This window comes from Falsibacillus pallidus (genome assembly GCF_050990905.1).
Classification (GTDB): domain Bacteria; phylum Bacillota; class Bacilli; order Bacillales; family DSM-25281; genus Falsibacillus; species Falsibacillus pallidus_A.
This window is the reverse complement of sequence record NZ_CP158866.1, coordinates 1,178,770-1,195,468: the sequence shown is the minus strand read 5'-3', so window position 1 is coordinate 1,195,468 and position 16,699 is coordinate 1,178,770. Positions and strand designations below refer to the sequence as shown.

18 protein-coding genes are annotated in these 16,699 nt (G+C 42.2%); 9 read left to right on the top strand and 9 right to left on the bottom strand.

Annotated features, from left to right (window positions below):
• Positions 1-238 precede the first annotated feature (238 nt).
• The 3 genes from ABTV07_RS06380 to yjfP form a co-directional block, all read right to left on the bottom strand.
• Entirely contained in the window at positions 239-418 is a 180-nt protein-coding gene (locus ABTV07_RS06380) for a YjzC family protein (protein WP_114743992.1), read from the bottom strand.
• Between the two features lie 120 nt (positions 419-538).
• Positions 539-847 carry a metal-sulfur cluster assembly factor gene (locus ABTV07_RS06375; protein ID WP_114744238.1) on the bottom strand — a complete coding sequence of 103 codons (309 nt, stop codon included), beginning with the start codon at positions 845-847 and terminating at the stop codon, positions 539-541.
• A 68-nt stretch (positions 848-915) separates the two neighbouring features.
• Complete coding sequence (gene yjfP / locus ABTV07_RS06370) at positions 916-1,683, bottom strand: esterase (RefSeq protein ID WP_433748879.1); 768 nt, start codon at positions 1,681-1,683, stop codon at positions 916-918.
• Positions 1,684-1,848: 165 nt separating this feature from the next.
• Between yjfP and ABTV07_RS06365 the strand changes: the two genes are divergently transcribed.
• The 3 genes from ABTV07_RS06365 to ABTV07_RS06355 all read left to right on the top strand — a co-directional run bounded on the left by ABTV07_RS06365 (position 1,849) and on the right by ABTV07_RS06355 (position 3,113).
• A complete protein-coding gene (locus ABTV07_RS06365; protein ID WP_433748876.1) occupies positions 1,849-2,658 on the top strand; it encodes a Cof-type HAD-IIB family hydrolase in 810 nt (269 codons plus the stop codon).
• A gap of 114 nt (positions 2,659-2,772) precedes the next feature.
• Positions 2,773-2,925, top strand: coding sequence for a hypothetical protein (locus ABTV07_RS06360; RefSeq protein ID WP_170137256.1), 153 nt, complete (start codon positions 2,773-2,775; stop codon positions 2,923-2,925).
• 2 nt (positions 2,926-2,927) lie between these two features.
• Entirely contained in the window at positions 2,928-3,113 is a 186-nt protein-coding gene (locus ABTV07_RS06355) for a DUF3813 domain-containing protein (protein WP_433748873.1), read from the top strand.
• A gap of 47 nt (positions 3,114-3,160) precedes the next feature.
• On the opposite strand, the gene ABTV07_RS06350 is transcribed toward ABTV07_RS06355, so the two are convergent.
• Positions 3,161-4,003, bottom strand: a complete 843-nt coding sequence (locus ABTV07_RS06350; RefSeq protein ID WP_433751126.1) for a YitT family protein — start codon at positions 4,001-4,003, stop codon at positions 3,161-3,163.
• A 138-nt stretch (positions 4,004-4,141) separates the two neighbouring features.
• Here ABTV07_RS06350 and ABTV07_RS06345 point away from each other — a divergent pair, with 138 nt between their 5' ends.
• From ABTV07_RS06345 to ABTV07_RS06325, 5 genes are all read left to right on the top strand, one after another.
• The gene (locus ABTV07_RS06345; protein WP_433748871.1) at positions 4,142-5,002 is read left to right on the top strand and encodes a DegV family protein; all 861 of its coding nucleotides are present in this window, start codon (positions 4,142-4,144) and stop codon (positions 5,000-5,002) included.
• 60 nt (positions 5,003-5,062) lie between these two features.
• Entirely contained in the window at positions 5,063-5,194 is a 132-nt protein-coding gene (locus ABTV07_RS06340) for a DUF3941 domain-containing protein (protein WP_433748869.1), read from the top strand.
• Positions 5,195-5,332: 138 nt separating this feature from the next.
• Entirely contained in the window at positions 5,333-5,824 is a 492-nt protein-coding gene (locus ABTV07_RS06335; RefSeq protein ID WP_433748866.1) for a YajQ family cyclic di-GMP-binding protein, read from the top strand.
• Between the two features lie 119 nt (positions 5,825-5,943).
• Positions 5,944-7,299, top strand: coding sequence for a CoA-disulfide reductase (locus tag ABTV07_RS06330; RefSeq protein WP_433748863.1), 1,356 nt, complete (start codon positions 5,944-5,946; stop codon positions 7,297-7,299).
• A gap of 5 nt (positions 7,300-7,304) precedes the next feature.
• Positions 7,305-8,174, top strand: coding sequence for an SDR family oxidoreductase (locus ABTV07_RS06325; protein WP_433748861.1), 870 nt, complete (start codon positions 7,305-7,307; stop codon positions 8,172-8,174).
• Positions 8,175-8,316: 142 nt separating this feature from the next.
• Here ABTV07_RS06325 and ABTV07_RS06320 read toward each other — a convergent pair whose 3' ends face one another.
• From ABTV07_RS06320 to ABTV07_RS06300, 5 genes are all read right to left on the bottom strand, one after another.
• Positions 8,317-9,360, bottom strand: coding sequence for a LacI family DNA-binding transcriptional regulator (locus ABTV07_RS06320; RefSeq protein ID WP_433748858.1), 1,044 nt, complete (start codon positions 9,358-9,360; stop codon positions 8,317-8,319).
• Between the two features lie 158 nt (positions 9,361-9,518).
• Positions 9,519-11,060, bottom strand: coding sequence for an alpha-amylase family glycosyl hydrolase (locus tag ABTV07_RS06315; RefSeq protein WP_433748855.1), 1,542 nt, complete (start codon positions 11,058-11,060; stop codon positions 9,519-9,521).
• Between the two features lie 27 nt (positions 11,061-11,087).
• A complete protein-coding gene (locus ABTV07_RS06310; protein ID WP_433748852.1) occupies positions 11,088-11,930 on the bottom strand; it encodes a sugar ABC transporter permease in 843 nt (280 codons plus the stop codon).
• Positions 11,930-13,225, bottom strand: a complete 1,296-nt coding sequence (locus tag ABTV07_RS06305; protein WP_114744004.1) for a carbohydrate ABC transporter permease — start codon at positions 13,223-13,225, stop codon at positions 11,930-11,932. The genes ABTV07_RS06310 and ABTV07_RS06305 overlap by 1 nt, the downstream gene beginning before the upstream one ends.
• Before the next feature lie 119 nt (positions 13,226-13,344).
• Positions 13,345-14,610: a sugar ABC transporter substrate-binding protein gene (locus ABTV07_RS06300; protein ID WP_114744005.1), complete on the bottom strand. Its 1,266-nt coding sequence runs from the start codon at positions 14,608-14,610 to the stop codon at positions 13,345-13,347.
• Between the two features lie 288 nt (positions 14,611-14,898).
• Here ABTV07_RS06300 and ABTV07_RS06295 point away from each other — a divergent pair, with 288 nt between their 5' ends.
• Positions 14,899-16,656, top strand: coding sequence for an alpha-glycosidase (locus tag ABTV07_RS06295; RefSeq protein ID WP_433748850.1), 1,758 nt, complete (start codon positions 14,899-14,901; stop codon positions 16,654-16,656).
• Positions 16,657-16,699 lie beyond the last annotated feature (43 nt).

Below are 16,699 nucleotides of genomic sequence, written 5' to 3'. Positions count from 1 at the left end.
ACTCGAGGGGCTAGGCGCTGGAGCTGGACACAAAAGCGCAAGCGGCTTGATCAGCCCCGACCAGCATAAGACGGAACTCGAAGGAAATCCTGATTTCCGTAGAGGTACGGCTTATGACTCGAGGGGCTAGGCGCTGGAGCTGGACAGAGAGTAACTTCTTTCAAATTTAACCATAGGTAATATTTTATAATTGCTTAAAAGAAAAAGCGCCTGCCGGATGCAGGACGCTTATGTTTCATTATGGTTTCCGCTTGTACGTCCAGTAGCGGTCATCGTTTGAAGTTTCAGGAAAGTGGTCCCCAGCTTTCAATTTGATTTTCTGCGGGTGTTTGACCATGCTTCCTGTTTCTCCTATTTCTACATATATCCCATTGTTCGGAGCCTTTTGCCCTGGTCTGAATTGATGGCTTTGTCCCATGAATGACCCTCCTTAGAAGCTTTGGCTTCCTTTACAGTTTTCGACGAATGAGAGCAAAACATGAATGAAGAATTTTTCCAACATAAAAAAGACACAGCCAACAGGCTGCATCTTTTCTTATTAGCGTATGCCTAATGCGATTTTTGCGTATCTGGACATTCTTTCTTTGGACCATGGCGGATTCCAGACGATATCTACTTCCGTACTTTTGACTTCTGGAATATCTGAAAGCGCGACCTTTACTTGATCGACAATAGTTCCTGCCAAAGGGCATCCCATTGAAGTCAATGTCATTGTTACTGTTGCTTGTCCCTCTTCATTTAAATCAACGTCATAAACAAGCCCCAAATTCACAATATCGATTCCAAGCTCTGGATCGACAACCTGTTCCAAGGCACCCATAATATTATCTTTTAAATCTTGATCAATCATTTCACAACACTCCTCAGGTTAATATCCTTGTTTTCATCCTAACAAATCCTCAACAGGAATGAAAATCATAAATGTTTATCGAACCATTCCGCAGTTTTCAAAAGCCCTTCTCTTGATACTTTATGATCGGCTTTTTCATCAATGATGAATTGGAGGTACTCTTCCTTGCCTTTATATTCCGATTGAATGGATTGATAAAAACGGTATGTTGGTTCAAAGGGTACCACTGGATCCCTTTTTCCGTGCCAGAACAGAATCGGTCTTCCATTTAATTTATCCACTTGGCTGCTTAAATCATACTTTCTTAATATCTGGAACTGTTCCTCAAGCTGATTATCATCAAGTGGCAATTCTATATTGTTTTGCTTCAAGTATTCAATCTGGCCTTTCGCCAGTTCTTCGTATGAAGCATTTCCCATGAGGCTTACAGCAGTTTTGATCCAGTCATATTGGCTTAATGCTCCAAGAGAAGCTATTGCTCCCATAGATGTGCCTGCCAAACCGATTCTATTTTCATCAATGAGTCCTTTAGCCGTAATTGCCTCTTTCAAGACTTTCAATTCTTCTATGGTCTGGATGACCATTCTCCAAAACTGGTGGCTATTTTTAGAAGGTTCCACCCCATCAATTCTTTCTCCATGTCCATATGCTTCTGGCATAAGGACTCTGAAACCTTTTTGCGCCATTAAGTATGCATAATGAAGATTATGTTCTTTTGCCGAGGTAAATCCATGAAGAAAAAATACTGTTGGTAGCCTATCTTCAGCTTTCTCTGTTTCCACTACGTGTAGTAAAGGAATATTCTGCACATACTCCTGGCTGATTTGAATCAATGAAATCGCTCTCCTCATAAGACGGTTTAAACTCTACCCTTTTTTTGGTAAAATAAAAGGATCATCTGTAAATATTTCATATAGTTTATTTTATCATGTAGACATTTCAATTCCTAAAGATTTACACTGTTTTTAGACAGACACCGATAAAAGAGGAGAAAAATTATGACAGCCAAACATTTGATATGCCTTGATTTAGATGGAACATTACTGACGGACGATAAACGTATTACTGAAAGAACGAAGAGTACCATCAAAAAAGCTAAAGCAGCTGGGCATGAGGTGATCATCTCAACTGGCCGCCCTTTCCGCTCGAGTGAACCGTATTATAAGGAACTGGAGCTTGAGTCACCTATCGTCAATTTTAATGGTGCTTTCATTCACCATCCACTTGATAAGGATTGGGGCGTACATCATAGTCCCTTGGATATTGAAATCGCCAAAGAAATTGTGGATACATGTCAAAAGTACAACATCCATAATATCATTGCCGAAGTAATGGACGATGTGTACTTCCACTTCCACAACGATAAGCTTATGGATATTTTCGGAATGGGCAATCCTGAAATCACTGTCGGAGATTTAAGGCAATACCTTGAAAAGTCCCCTACTTCCCTGTTGATACATGCGGAAGAAAGTCATGTAGAAGAAATCCGCAAACATCTTAGCAGCATTCATGCAGAATTAGTCGACCATAGAAGGTGGGCTGCTCCGTGGCATGTGATAGAGATTGTCCGCAATGGCGTTCATAAAGCTGTCGGAGTTAAAAAGATTGCGGAATATTACCAAATTCCCCAATCAAAAATCATTGCATTCGGTGATGAAGACAACGACCTTGAAATGCTTGAATTTGCCGGCACTGGCGTAGCAATGGGAAATGGGATTGAGTCCGTCAAAAAGACAGCAGGCAACGTCACCCTCTCAAATGAAGAAGATGGGGTAGCTGTTTTCCTTGAAGAAAAATTGAATTTGTAGTCATTGCCTTTGAATCCATTAATTGATTAATGGATTCTTTTTTATAAGTGCCATACTAAAGAAGAACGAACGATTTCGTTCAATGATTGCATGCTTGATAAAGGGGTGTTCATTGTGGGTAAACGAAACAAATCAAAGCGATTCGTCCAACAGGGTAAAGATACGGTGAACCAGCATGATATGCGAATTCCTTATCATCTGACATATGCTGAGGCTGAAGCTCAAAAGCTTGAGAACGTAGAAAAATCCTCTCTGGGAGGAATTTAACGATGGCAAATCGTCTATTTCAAGAAGCCCGACAGCGAGTCGACCTGGCTAAACAATCCCAGCAGGCAAGTTCTGGTGATGCTATGGAAAAAGCAAAAAATGCCCTTTCATCGGCATATGCAAACTCCACAGTAGCAGAACAGATGCAGCTTCATGACATGCAAAAAGAGTTAGATCAACTTAAATAAATGGAAAGGGCAGGATTTTTGCATAAAAAATCCTGCCCTTTCCACTATTAATCCCTTCGGAAAAATCCGAAGATGCCCGCCGTTTCCACAATATTTGTAAAGGCATTGGGATCCACTTCCCGAATAATTTTCTCCAAATCATACATCTCATACCTCGTTATGACAATAATCAGCATCTCTTTATCATCCCCTGAGAAAGCCCCCTTTGCCGGAACACGGGTGATTCCCCGGACAAGTTTCCCATGGATCGCTGTTTTCAGCTCTTCTGATTTCTTCGTCATGATCATTGCTGTAAGCTTTTCATGCCTAGTATGGATTGCGTCGATGACACGCGTCGAGGCATACAGCGTCACTAGTGTATATAACGCTTTATCGCCCCCATAAAGCAGGCCTGCACTTGTTATGATGATTGCATTCAACATGAAGAAATACGTTCCGACCGGGCGATCCTTCATTCTCGATAAAATCATGGCCACAATGTCAAGGCCGCCAGTAGAAGCCCCATATTTCAAAGTGATTCCTACCCCCACTGCAGCGATGACGCCTCCAAATACCGCATTCAATAAGATATCCTCCGAATATGTATGAAGAGGGATAATTTCAAGAAACACTGTCATGAATGTCACAGAAATAAAACTATACAGGGTGAAAGATTTCCCAATTTTCCTCCATCCTAAAATAGTGACAGGAATATTAAGCAGGAACAATAATATCCCGGTAGAGATGGTGAAAGGCGTGTATTCACCTACAATGCTTGAAATCAATTGGGCAACCCCTGCAAATCCACTTGCATATACCTTTGCCGGAATCAAGAATTGGTTTAAAGCCAATGCATTAAGAAATGCACCAATGACGACGACGATGAATTTTTTCGACTCCTGCCAAATCATATCTTTAGACATGGTAGCCCCCCTTTGGTATTATATTTCTCTCTTTAGCCTATTTTCTTGCACATTAATACACTTATTGTCAATTTTCCATAAAATCGCTAAACTAAAAGCATATCTTAATCGTGAAAGGTGAAGAAAATGACCATTAAATTATTTGCGGACAGTGCAAGCGATCTGCCTCTTTCCTTCTATGAGGAAAATGATGCAGTCTTGATCCCTCTCCGCGTAGAAATCGATTCGAATGAATATGATGACCTTAAAACCATCAATCCTAAACAACTTTATTCAGAGGTTAAAAATGGCAAGATGCCTAAAACTTCACAGGCTTCCCCTCAAGTGCTGCAAACATTATTCAAGGAATTGGCCGAAAAAAAAGAAACTGGCATCTATATTGCCTTTTCATCCCAGCTCTCAGGTACATACCAAACGGCCGTTATGGTGCATGATCAAGTCAAGGAAGACTTCCCTGATCTTGATTTGACGATCATCGATTCCAAATGCGCTTCCCTTGGCTACGGATTGGTCGTTTTGGAAGCAGCTAAATTGATTCAAAACGGTGCTCCGAAAGATGTAATTTTAAATGATATTCAATTTCGATGTCAACACATGGAGCATCTTTTCACTGTCGAGGATCTGGAATTCCTTGCACGCGGGGGAAGAGTTTCCAAGGCATCTGCCTTCATCGGTGGATTATTGAATATTAAACCCCTTCTTCATGTCGAAGATGGGAAATTAATTCCGCTTGAAAAGATCCGGGGAAGAAAGAAACTCTTTAAACGCATGGTGGAATTAATGTTGGAACGTGGCCAGGACCTCGAAAATCAAACGATTGCGATCAGCCATGGCGATGATGAAGAATCAGCACTGCATTTGAAGGAGTTGATTCTTGAAGCCACGCCTGTGAAAGAAGTAGTCATCAATATGATTGGTGCTGCTGTCGGCTCACATTCCGGTCCGGGCACCATTGCCTTATTCTTTTACAACCAAACAAAAAAGTAACATAATTCCTTACTGAAGCGGACAAAATAGCCCTATCACCATTAGAAAGGCGTGACTGTTGTGCCGCATACTTCCGATAATGACAAAAAGGCAAAGGATAACAATGCCTTGCTTCATGAAAAAAATATGGAGCGGGAAAAAAACAGAAAAAAAGGGAAACACCAATACTCTAAAAAAACTGATCATCTATAATTTTTCCCAGGAAGCCCCGCCATCCAATCGAAAGAAAGGATATGCGGGGTTTTTTTGCCCCTCCCCCCTCCTTAGTTGTATAGTAAGGAGATTTTCACTATAATGAAAGACACATAAATCCATTGGGGAGGTACATACATGGCTAAAGAAAGCTCATTCGACATCGTCTCTAAAGTCGATCTCGCTGAAGTGACTAACGCAATCAACATCGCCTTAAAAGAAATCCAAAACCGCTATGATTTTAAAGGAAGCAAAAGTGATATTAAATTAGAAAAAGAAGAACTGGTTCTTACTTCTGATGATGAATTCAAACTTGAGCAGCTTAAGGATGTTCTAATCAACAAATTGATCAAGCGTGATGTCCCAGTTAAAAACCTTGACTACGGCAAAGTTGAAACAGCCTTGGGAGGCACAGTCCGCCAGCGTGCGAAACTTGTCCAGGGAATCGACAGGGACAATGCGAAAAAAATCAATGCAATCATTAAGGATTCCGGGGTCAAAGTGAAAACACAGCAGCAGGATGACCAAATCCGCGTTACCGGAAAAAGCAGAGATGATCTTCAACAAATCATTGCAGCCGTAAGGGCAGCTGATCTATCCATCGATGTTCAATTCATGAATTATCGATAAATAGTGTCTAATTGAAAGAACGAATGGGTAAAGTAAACTGACCCATTCGTTTTTTTGTATAAAGAAAGTTTTCAAGCCCAGAATCCGGCTTTGGATCGTTTACATATGGAGGTAATCAGATGCCTAAACACGTCGTTATTGTCGGTGGAGTTGCAGGCGGTGCCACCGTTGCAGCTCAACTAAGAAGAGTAAATAAGGATATGCGCATAACAATCTTTGAAAAAGGCGACCAAATCGCCTATTCCAATTGCGGGATCCCTTATTATATTGGAGGAATCGTTCCCGACAGAAACAGCATTCTTCGCGATTGCAAAGACTTTTCTGAAAAATATGATGCGGCCATTCATTTATGTACAGAAGTCACTTCTATTGACAGGGAAAAGCAAAGAATAGGATATGTTGATTTAAAAGACTGCACAGAAGGGTATGAGGAATATGACCACCTTATCCTTTCCCCTGGGGCATCGGCGAGGATCCCGGATATCTCAAACTTAAATGAAGGCAATTGCTTCCCGATACGATCCACAAGGGATATGGATCATGTACACAGATTCATTGAAGAATCCTCCCCCAAGACAGCCCTGATTGCAGGTGGGGGCTTTATCGGAGTGGAAATGGCAGAAAATCTTCTCTTAAGAGGATTAAACGTTCAATTGCTGGAACGCTCCAAACAAGTCATGGGGATATTGGACAGCGATATGGCCGGACTGCTGGAAAAGGAAATGAAGGAAAAAGGGATTTCCCTTCTCTTTGAAGAGGAGCTTGCAGCAATTGAAGATGGCGGTACAACATTTATCATGAAAAGCGGCAAAAGAGTCCAGGCTGATTTGCTCATTCTTTCAATGGGGATTATCCCAAACACTTCACTCGCTGAGCAGGCAGGTTTGAAAATCGGGGTGACAAATGGGATTGCTGCCAATGAGTTCATGCAGACAAATGATCCATTGATCTATGTACTGGGTGACGCCGCAGAAACTGTCGACCCTATCCTTCATAAGCCGAAACAGGTCCCTTTAGCCTGGCCAGCCCACAGGCAAGCCTACATTATCGCCAATCATATTGCAGGAGTCCCCATCCCGTATAAAGGAACCTATGGAACGGCCATTGTTAAATTCTACGACTTGGCTGCAGGTATGATCGGCCATAATGAAAAAACGCTTAAACACATGGAGACTCCCTTTAAGACAGAGATTGTGGAAGCCAAGTCACATGCCGGGTATTATCCAGGGGCCATGCCATTGAAGATCAAATTGCACTATGACCCGACTTCAAGAGAGATACTGGGTGCACAGACAATCGGCAAAGATGGGGCTGATAAACGAATTGATGTCATAGCTGCAGCAATGAAAGGAAAATTGACAGTTGACGATTTGCAGGAAATCGAATTAGCCTATGCCCCGCCATTTTCATCACCAAAAGATCCTGTAAATATTATCGGGTATATGGCAAGTTCCAGAAAAACAAACAAGGAGTGATTGTAATGAGTTCCAACAGCCAACAAAAACAGACATTCCCGCCTCAGCACCAAACTATTCAGCCTGGCATAGAATCACAAATGCATCCTGAACCTCAATTTGTCGATCCGAACTATAAAGGAAGCGGAAAGCTTCAAGGAAAGAATGCAATCATCACTGGAGGAGATAGTGGAATCGGCAGGGCTGTTTCCATCTATTTCGCCAAAGAAGGCGCAAATGTTGCAATCGTCTACCTTGAAGAACATGAAGATGCTGAAATGACAAAGAGCCTTGTAGAAAAAGAAGGCGTACGCTGTGAATTGTATCCAGGAGATATCGGAAGCGAAACGTTCTGCAATTCCATCATCGACAAGGTCGTTGAAAGTTTCGGGGGAATCGATATCCTTGTTAACAATGCTGCAGAACAGCATCCGCAGAAAAGCCTGCTGGACATTACTTCTGCACAATTGGAAAGGACATTCAGGACAAATATCTTCTCTTTCTTTCATATGACAAAAGCAGCGCTTCCCCATATGAAACAAGGAGATGCCATCATTAATACTGCTTCCATAACCGCCTATAAAGGAAATGATCAATTGATTGACTACTCTTCAACTAAAGGGGCCATCGTCTCATTCACAAGATCTCTTTCCCAATCACTTGCCTCTCAAGGAATACGGGTTAACGGGGTTGCTCCGGGTCCAATTTGGACGCCGCTCATCCCTTCGACGTTTTCAGCAGAGCAAGTAGCCAAGTTCGGTTCCAGCTCCCCCCTCGGGCGTGCAGGACAGCCGTTTGAACTCGCACCAGCTTATGTTTACCTTGCATCAGCCGATTCACAATACGTGACCGGCCAGATGATCCACGTGAACGGCGGGAGCGTGGTTAATGGATAAAAGAAAAGCGGCAGCGCCTCGTACAGCCCCGACCAGCATAAGACGGAACTCGAAGGAAATCCTGATTTCCGTAGAGGGACGGCTTATGACTCGAGGGGCTAGGCGCTGGAGCTGGACAATTTGCAACAAAAAAAAGAACCCTCTATGGGTTCTTTTTTTGTTGTGTTGGTGCATTTGTACACGAACATCTCTTGATGATTTCATGCGGAACAATGACCCGCTTGATCGGTTCTTTCGGATCTTCGATTTTCTGGATAAGGCTTTTGGCTGCCTGGTACCCTAAATCAAAGATGTTGATGTCCACCGATGTAAGCGGCGGCTTTGACATCTCTGCCATCAGAACATTATTAAAGCTGATGATTGAGATATCTTCCGGAACACGGATATTCATTTCATCAAGCGTATTGAGTACACCGAGCGCCATCAAATCATCCGCAACAATCAGTGCTGTGGGAGGCTCTTCTAAATTCATCAATTCATTGACCGCTTCACGTCCACCCTCACGAAGGAATTCTTCATGGATGATATAATCATCCCGAAGAGGGTGTCCAGCCTCTCTCAAGGCTTTCTCATAGCCGAGAAGGCGTTCAATGGTCACGACTAGATTAAGATCCCCGCCAATAAACGCAATCCTCTCATGTCCGAGGTCCAGCATATGTTCCGCTGCTTCCTTTGTCGCCCTGAAATTATCATTATCGACATGTGTGATTTCTTCGACAAATTTAAACGGCTTCCCTACCATGACAAAAGGAAAGCAGCGCTCTTTTAAATACATCATGAGCTTATCTTCCACTTTGGAATATAGAAGCACCACTCCGTCCACCCGGCCGCCCTGGACCATTTGGACGACGCCCTCATAAATTTCTTCATCTGTTTTCCCTGTAGTCAGCTGCAGTGCATATTGCTTCTCATCTGCACCTTCACTAAGTCCCCGAAGGACAGTTGGGAAGAATGGATTCTGAAAAAACACTTCTGCGGATCCAGGCATTACCAGTCCGATGACCCTTGTCGATTGGTTCGCAAGACTTCGGGCAATGAAATTAGGATGATACCCAAGCTGTTCCATCGCTTCCCGGACCCGCTTCTTGGTTTTATCACTGATCCGGGGATGATTGGCAATGACCCGTGAAACAGTCGATGGTGCTACATTTGCCATTTTTGCAACGTCTTTAATGGTGACGGCCAATTCTATTCACCTCTTCTCCAGAAGCTTCGGGCATTCTCTTCCCTTATTCTGCTTCCGGGCTAATCGCGAAACCGTTTACATTTTCGCGGCAGAAAATAGGGCTTGATGCCCTATTTTGATATCCGGTTTAATTCAATTATACCTGTGGACCACAATAATCAGTCATGATTGTTTTTATTCTTCTTTCCCCTTCTCCAAGCCGCAATTAAAAATATCATGAATGCAATATAAACAAGTGCAAGAGAAGAGATAAACTTAATATTCAAACCTGATTTGTCAGCAAGAGCGTAGATTTCTGACTTTTCACGATCAATTATAATGGTATACTTCCCATTCTTTTCTTTAACAAGGTCATCATGCTGAAGTCCCCGCAATTCTTTATCAGGCTTCAGATCCTTTTCAGGTATGGTGACTTTTTGGGACTTGCTTGTGTTATTAATGGCTACAACAACGGTCTCGTCCTTATACTTACGTTTAAAAACGGCCATTCCATCTTTTTGGTAAAGCAGTTTCATATCGCCCCTGCGGAGTGCTGGGAGCTGCTGCCTCAACTCGCCGATTTTTGTCATATAATCAATGAGGTCTTTGTTTGCCCGGAAATTCATGAAACGGCGGTTATCCGGATCATTGCCGCCATCTTGTGCAATCTCTGTTCCATAATAGACGATCGGTATTTCAGGAGTCGTATAAAGATATGTAAGGGCCAGCTGCCATCTTGTTCCCGGGAACTGCTTTGCTTCTATCATATCTCTTGTATAGCGCTGCATGTCGTGGTTATCCAAAAAACTTCCCATTAACTCAGGGTGGGGGTAAATATTCTTATTGATATCCCACATTGTGAATGGACGCTCCATTGAGACATCAGGCTTCACAAATGCTTCCTTCAACGGTCCGTTCAACGGAAAGTCCACTAAACCGTCAATTCCAGCTTCCTGGTATTTCTTGATATAGTTCGGATCTTCGGACCATACCTCACCAAGAAGGTAAAAATTCTTTTTAACGGATTTCACTTCTTTTGCGAAGTCCTTCCAGAAACTGATCGGCACATGCTTCACTGTATCGAGGCGGTAGCCGTCTATATCGGTTTCTTTAATCCACCATTTTGCCGCATCGATCAAATATTTCTTAACCTCTGGATTATCCTGATTTAAGTCAGGTAAATCGTAGATCCATCCATTTTCGAGGCTGCTCTGGCCGCTTCCGATAATTGGCTTCTTTTCGTGGAACCAATCCTTCTTGGAAGGGTCATTGACCCATGGATTGTCTGGGCCCACATGATTCGCCACGAAGTCCAGAATGACTTTCATATTGCGTTTATGCGCTTCTTTCACTAATTCCTTGAACTTTTCAATCGAACCAAAATGTTCATCAGTTTTGTAAAAATCATTGATCCAATAACCATGGTAGCCCCCATCTTGATTATCAAAGATCGGAGTCAGCCATATTGCAGTAAATCCCATATCCTTCAAATAATCCAGTTTGTCTATGACGCCCTGGAAGTCCCCGCCTTGATAGGCTTTTGGGTCATTCATGTTAACATTGAAATCATTTGAAGTATCGCCATCATTGAAACGATCGACCATTAAGAAGTAAATCGTTTCATCCTGCCAATTGCGTTCCTCTTTTTCAGCGGCTTTTGCATTATAACCGTGAAAAAGGAGGAATGGGATGAGAAATATAGGCAGCCACCTTTTTCTCATCTCTTGCCCTCCTTGCTGTGTGAATTATTATCCTTTTGTACCTCCGGAAGTCAAACCGGAAATCAAGAAACGCTGCGAGAAAAGGTACGCAATGGCAATCGGTATTGCAATCAAAATGGAGCCAGCTGCAAAACGGGTAAAGTTATTTGCAAACTGCTGATTGATAAAATGGAACAATCCGACAGCAAGCGTATATTTTCCTGGGTCACGCAAGATGATCTGCGGCAAAAGGAAGTCGACAAACGGAGCCATGAAATTGAATAATGCAACAACGCCAAGAATCGGCTTGGCAAGCGGAAGCATGATTCGGAAGAAAACTCCGAGATGTCCGGCTCCATCAATGCGTGCTGCTTCATCCAGTTCACGAGGTATTGTATCAAAATATCCCTTCACCAGCCAAGCATTAAATGGAATTTGTCCACCTACATAAATAATGATAAGTCCTTTTAGTGAATCAAGCAGGCTTAGCATATTGAGCATAACATAAATGGCCACCATCGCCATCAAAGACGGAAACATCTGCAGGAGCAGGAATGCATATAATCCATATTTCCTCCCAACAAATTTGTAGCGTGAGAATGCGTACGCCACAAGTGCAGTCAACAGTACTGAGAAGAAAGAGTTGGCTACAGCCACAACCAAACTATTTTTATACCAGGTGATATAGTCGCTCTTTGGATCTGTCAACAGCCATTTGTAATGAACCAATGACCAGTTGTCGGGAATGATCTTGGCTGAATAAAGGCTTTGCCCCGGATTCAAAGACATCCCGATCGTCCATAAAAGAGGATAGGCAATAATAATAAACATGAATGCAAGAAATATGTAAATCAACGCTACTTCTATATTCGATTTTGTTTTCCTGCTCATTAGATATTCCCCTCCTCTTTAAAGGAACGTGTGCGTCTGAACTGGAAGAAAGCAAATAGACAGACGATGATTCCAAGAATGATGGATACGGCTGCTGCCATATTGTATTGATTGATATTGAACGTAAGATTATAGACCCATGAAATCAGGATGTCCGTCCCGCCAGCCCCGTTTTGTCCGCGTACTGCCGGTCCACCTTGATTAAATAGATAAATAATATTGAAGTTATTAAAGTTCCCTGCATATTGCATGATTAATAGTGGAGCTGTTGCATAAAAGATATGTGGCATCGTTATGAATTTGAACTTTTGCCATCTTGATCCCCCATCTACATCAGCTGCTTCATACCAATCCTTGGAGATGCTCTGAAGAACCCCTGTAAATAAGGCAAAGACAAATGGGAAGCCCAGCCAGGTCTGAATCATGATCAAGGCAACTTTCGTCCAGAACGGGTCCTGCAGCCAAGGGATGCTTAAATGGAACATCGAGAGAATATCGCGATTGATCGAACCGAACTTATCATTGAACATTGCTGCAAATATCAAAATAGTGACAAATGCCGGAACAGCCCAAGGTAAAATCAAAACCGTACGAATCAATCTTTTGAACTTAATCCTTGGATCATTTACGAGCAGCGCCAAAAACAATCCAAGTGCAATTTGAAGCGTTGTAGCTACAACTGTCCAAACGATGGTCCAGGCAAATACGTGGAAGAAAGTATCTTTCCAGACATCAATTGTGACAAGCTTATGGAAGTTATCGAATCCTACCCAATTCAAAAGCTTGCGTGGAGGAGAATTATATAGATTATAGTTGGTAAAGGCCAGGGTCACTGTAAAGAGAATTGGTAAAACAACGATAAATAAGAGCATGATCAAGCCGGGAGTGACGAAAATGTATGGGAATCCCTTATCCCAAGTGTTGCGGATTGCTTCACGGATATTAGGGATCTTTTCACCCCGCTGGATTTTAAAAGCCTGCTTTCTGGCATCGATGACATTATAGATATAAATCGTAATGGCAAACGCCAAAATGATGATGGAAACCAATCCATAGATAATCAGGAAAATGGAGTGATCGACCATCGGGATCGTTCCGAGTGTACGGATGCCCCAAAGACCGTAGTTGATAAAATTCCCCAAAGTAAGGATGAAAGATACTTCGAGTATGATGAAAATAATCCCTTTGATGAATCTTCTATTATATAGTTGTCCAAGTCCTGCTAACAGGATGGACAGAATCATGGCCAATGTGGGATTATGTCCTTTTTTCTTCCCTTCAGAATATGTAGACATAGGAAATCCTCCCAAGATAGAATAATGAGGCTGACCCCTGAATACCCGCTCCCCTTCAGAATCTCTTTGAAGGAGGCCTGGCTCTTCATGTTAGAGTCAGCCCCAAGATCATTTAATTATTATTTGGATGCTGCAATGTTATCTTTGATTGCTTTTACAGCTTCATCTAATACATCGCCAACAGGCTGGCCTTTAGCAATGAATGCAAGAGCATTATTGATTGGCTCCCAAACCTGCTGCATTTCAGGTGCTGACGGCATTGGCTCACCGTATTTTACTTGCTCAGCAAATGCTGCAATCAATTGATCGCTAGTCACTTTATCATCTTCTAGAGCAGCTTTGTTTGCAGGCATTTCACCGGCAACTTCAAAGTAGTGCAAAGAGTTTTCTTGATTTGTGACGAATTTCATCAAATCTGTAGCCCACTCTTTATTCTTAGAATAAGAAGAAAGCATCCATGATTTTACACCAACAAATGATTGTGGGATCTTTCCATCAATTTTTGGAAGTGTTGCTGTACCAAGTTTGTCGCCTAGAGCATCTTTATACGTCGGGATATTCCAAGGACCAGTGATGACAACGGCAGTATTTCCTTTTGTGAATAATCCGTTCATGATGTCAGGATTTACTTCTACAGGGATATAGCCGTTTTTAAACCAAGAACCGATTAGTTCTCCGCCTTTTTTAGCGCCATCATTGTTTAATCCGATGTCGTTTACATCATAAGATCCGTTATCCTTCTTGAACACGTATCCACCGTTTGCTGCAAAGAATGGATAAGAGAAGTAGAAGTTTGCAGCTTCCATCAAGAAGCCATATTTATCTTTAGATGCATCCGTTTGATTTTTAGCAATTTCCATTAATTCATCCATTGTTTCAGGAGCTTTATCAACTAGATCTTTATTGTAGAAAGTTCCATATGTTTCAACAACCAATGGAGCTCCCCAAACTTTTCCATCGTAAGTCACGGCGTCTACAGCTGTATCGATGTAGTCGCCTTTTGCATCGCCTAGATCAACTGGATCAGCCAATCCTTGAAGCACGATGCTTCCGATGCGGTCATGCGGCTGGAAGAATAAATCCGGACCTTTTCCTGCAGGTCCATCAAGAGCAAGTGTTTTTACTTGATCAAGCATGTCCATAGGAACAGCTTCAACTTTAATGCCAGTTTTCTCTGTGTATTTAGCAAAAATGTCTTGTAGAGCTTGTTTTTGCTTATCTTCGTTGTTAACCCAGACAACGAGTTTATCCGGCTTAGCAGCCTCTTCTGTCTTTTTCTTTGTGTCTTCCGGTTTGCTCTCGCCCGTTTCACGTTTTGGTCCACATGCAGCAAGGACACCCATAACGAGAATTAGAGCCATGAGCAGCGATAGAGCTTTCTTCATTTTAGACCCCTCCTAAAATATGTAGGTTTTCACCCATTGCTGAACAGCCGTTTACACTAAAAATTATGATTGATTAAAGATAACGCTTACATTTTAGTGAAAACGATTGCACAACCTATTTTAATTATATCGCCTATTTAGAATTTGACAACCAATTTTTTAAAAATTTTCTCAACTTGTTTTGTCAAATGAAAGCGATTTAATTTTCTTCTAAAATCCGTTGACAATGCATAGGGATTGGAATAGCCTTTAACTTGATACATATATTGGATAGGAGTTGTGTTCCAGATGCTTAGAGAGGCTGTATATCATCGTCCGAAAGATAATTATGCATACGCTTGCACTGAAAGTACATTACATATTATGCTCCGCACAAAAAAGAACGACATAGACGAAGTCTCCCTTCTTCACGGAGATCCATTTGATTGGGCTGATGGAAAATGGCTGTTTCAATCAAAACCGATGATTCTTAAAGGAAGCGATTCTTTATTTGATTATTGGTTCGCAGAAATATCCCCTCCTCATCGCAGACTCAGATATGGATTTAACCTTGAAGATGGCGGAGAAAGTGTATTTTATGGAGAAAAAGGCTTTTTCGATGAGCCAGTCCATGATACTGGCTATTATTTCTGCTTTCCGTTTTTGAATAAAGCAGACATTTTCAAAGCTCCTGAGTGGGTGAAGGAAACGGTGTGGTATCAAATATTCCCGGAAAGATTTGCAAACGGCGATTCTTCGATCAATCCTGAAGGGACACTTCCATGGGGAAGCACAGACCCTACTCCTGAAAACTTCTTCGGAGGCGATTTTGAAGGCGTCATCGGCCATTTAGACCACTTGAATGAGTTGGGGATCACCGGCATTTACTTCACACCGATATTCAAGGCATTTTCAAACCATAAATATGACACGATCGACTACATGGAAATCGATCCACAATTCGGGGACAAAAAGACATTTAAAAAACTTGTTGATGCCTGCCATGAAAGAGGCATTAAAGTAATGCTCGATGCTGTATTCAATCACAGCGGCTTCTACTTCCCTCCATTTCAGGATGTACTGAAAAAAGGTGGAGCATCTGAATATAAAGATTGGTTCCATATCCATGAATTCCCTGTACAGACTGAACCAAAGGCGAACTATGATACATTTGCATTCACCCCTTTCATGCCTAAACTCAACACCGAAAACCAGGCAGTAAAGGAATACTTGCTTGAAGTGGGAAGATATTGGGTGAGGGAATTTGATATCGATGGCTGGAGGCTGGATGTTGCCAATGAAGTGGACCACGCATTCTGGAGGGAGTTCCGGAAAGAAGTGAAAGCCGTCAAACCGGACCTTTACATTCTCGGGGAGATTTGGCACGATTCCATGCCTTGGCTCCGAGGGGATCAATTCGATGCTGTCATGAACTATCCATTCACAACAAACGTACTCAATCTATTTGCCAAGCAATCCATTACTCCAGCGGAATTCACTGAAAACATGGTTGCTGTCATGAATATGTATCCTAAACCTGTAAATGAAGCTGCTTTCAACCTTGTAGACAGCCATGATACTCCCCGCACCCTGACCGAATGCAGCGGAGATGTCAGGCGGATGAAACAGGTGTATACATTCATGTTGACTTTTGAAGGAACTCCTTGCATCTATTACGGCGATGAAATCGGAATGACTGGTGCGCATGATCCCGGGTGCCGTAAATGCATGGAATGGGATATAGAGAAGCAGGATCGGAACCTTTTCAGCCATATCCAAAAGCTGATCAAAATCCGTTCCGCCTATCCTCTTCTAGCCAATGAAGGAACCCTTTCATTCCTTCCTGCAGACTATCATGAACAATGCATCGCCTATACAAGGTCCAACGGCAGCGAAACCGTCCTTGTCATCATGAATGTTTCAGATGATGAGGCAGCTTTTACAATCCCATTCGATTTTAACGGAAAAACTGTCAACGACGTATGGTATGAAAAGCCATTTGTGTTCAACGCAGAGGATCCTTCTGTTAACTTAGAAGCATACGGTTTCAGAATACTTAAGTTTTAATCTATAATTTGGTAGAGTCTTAATGGGCATATCAGCTCTTAAG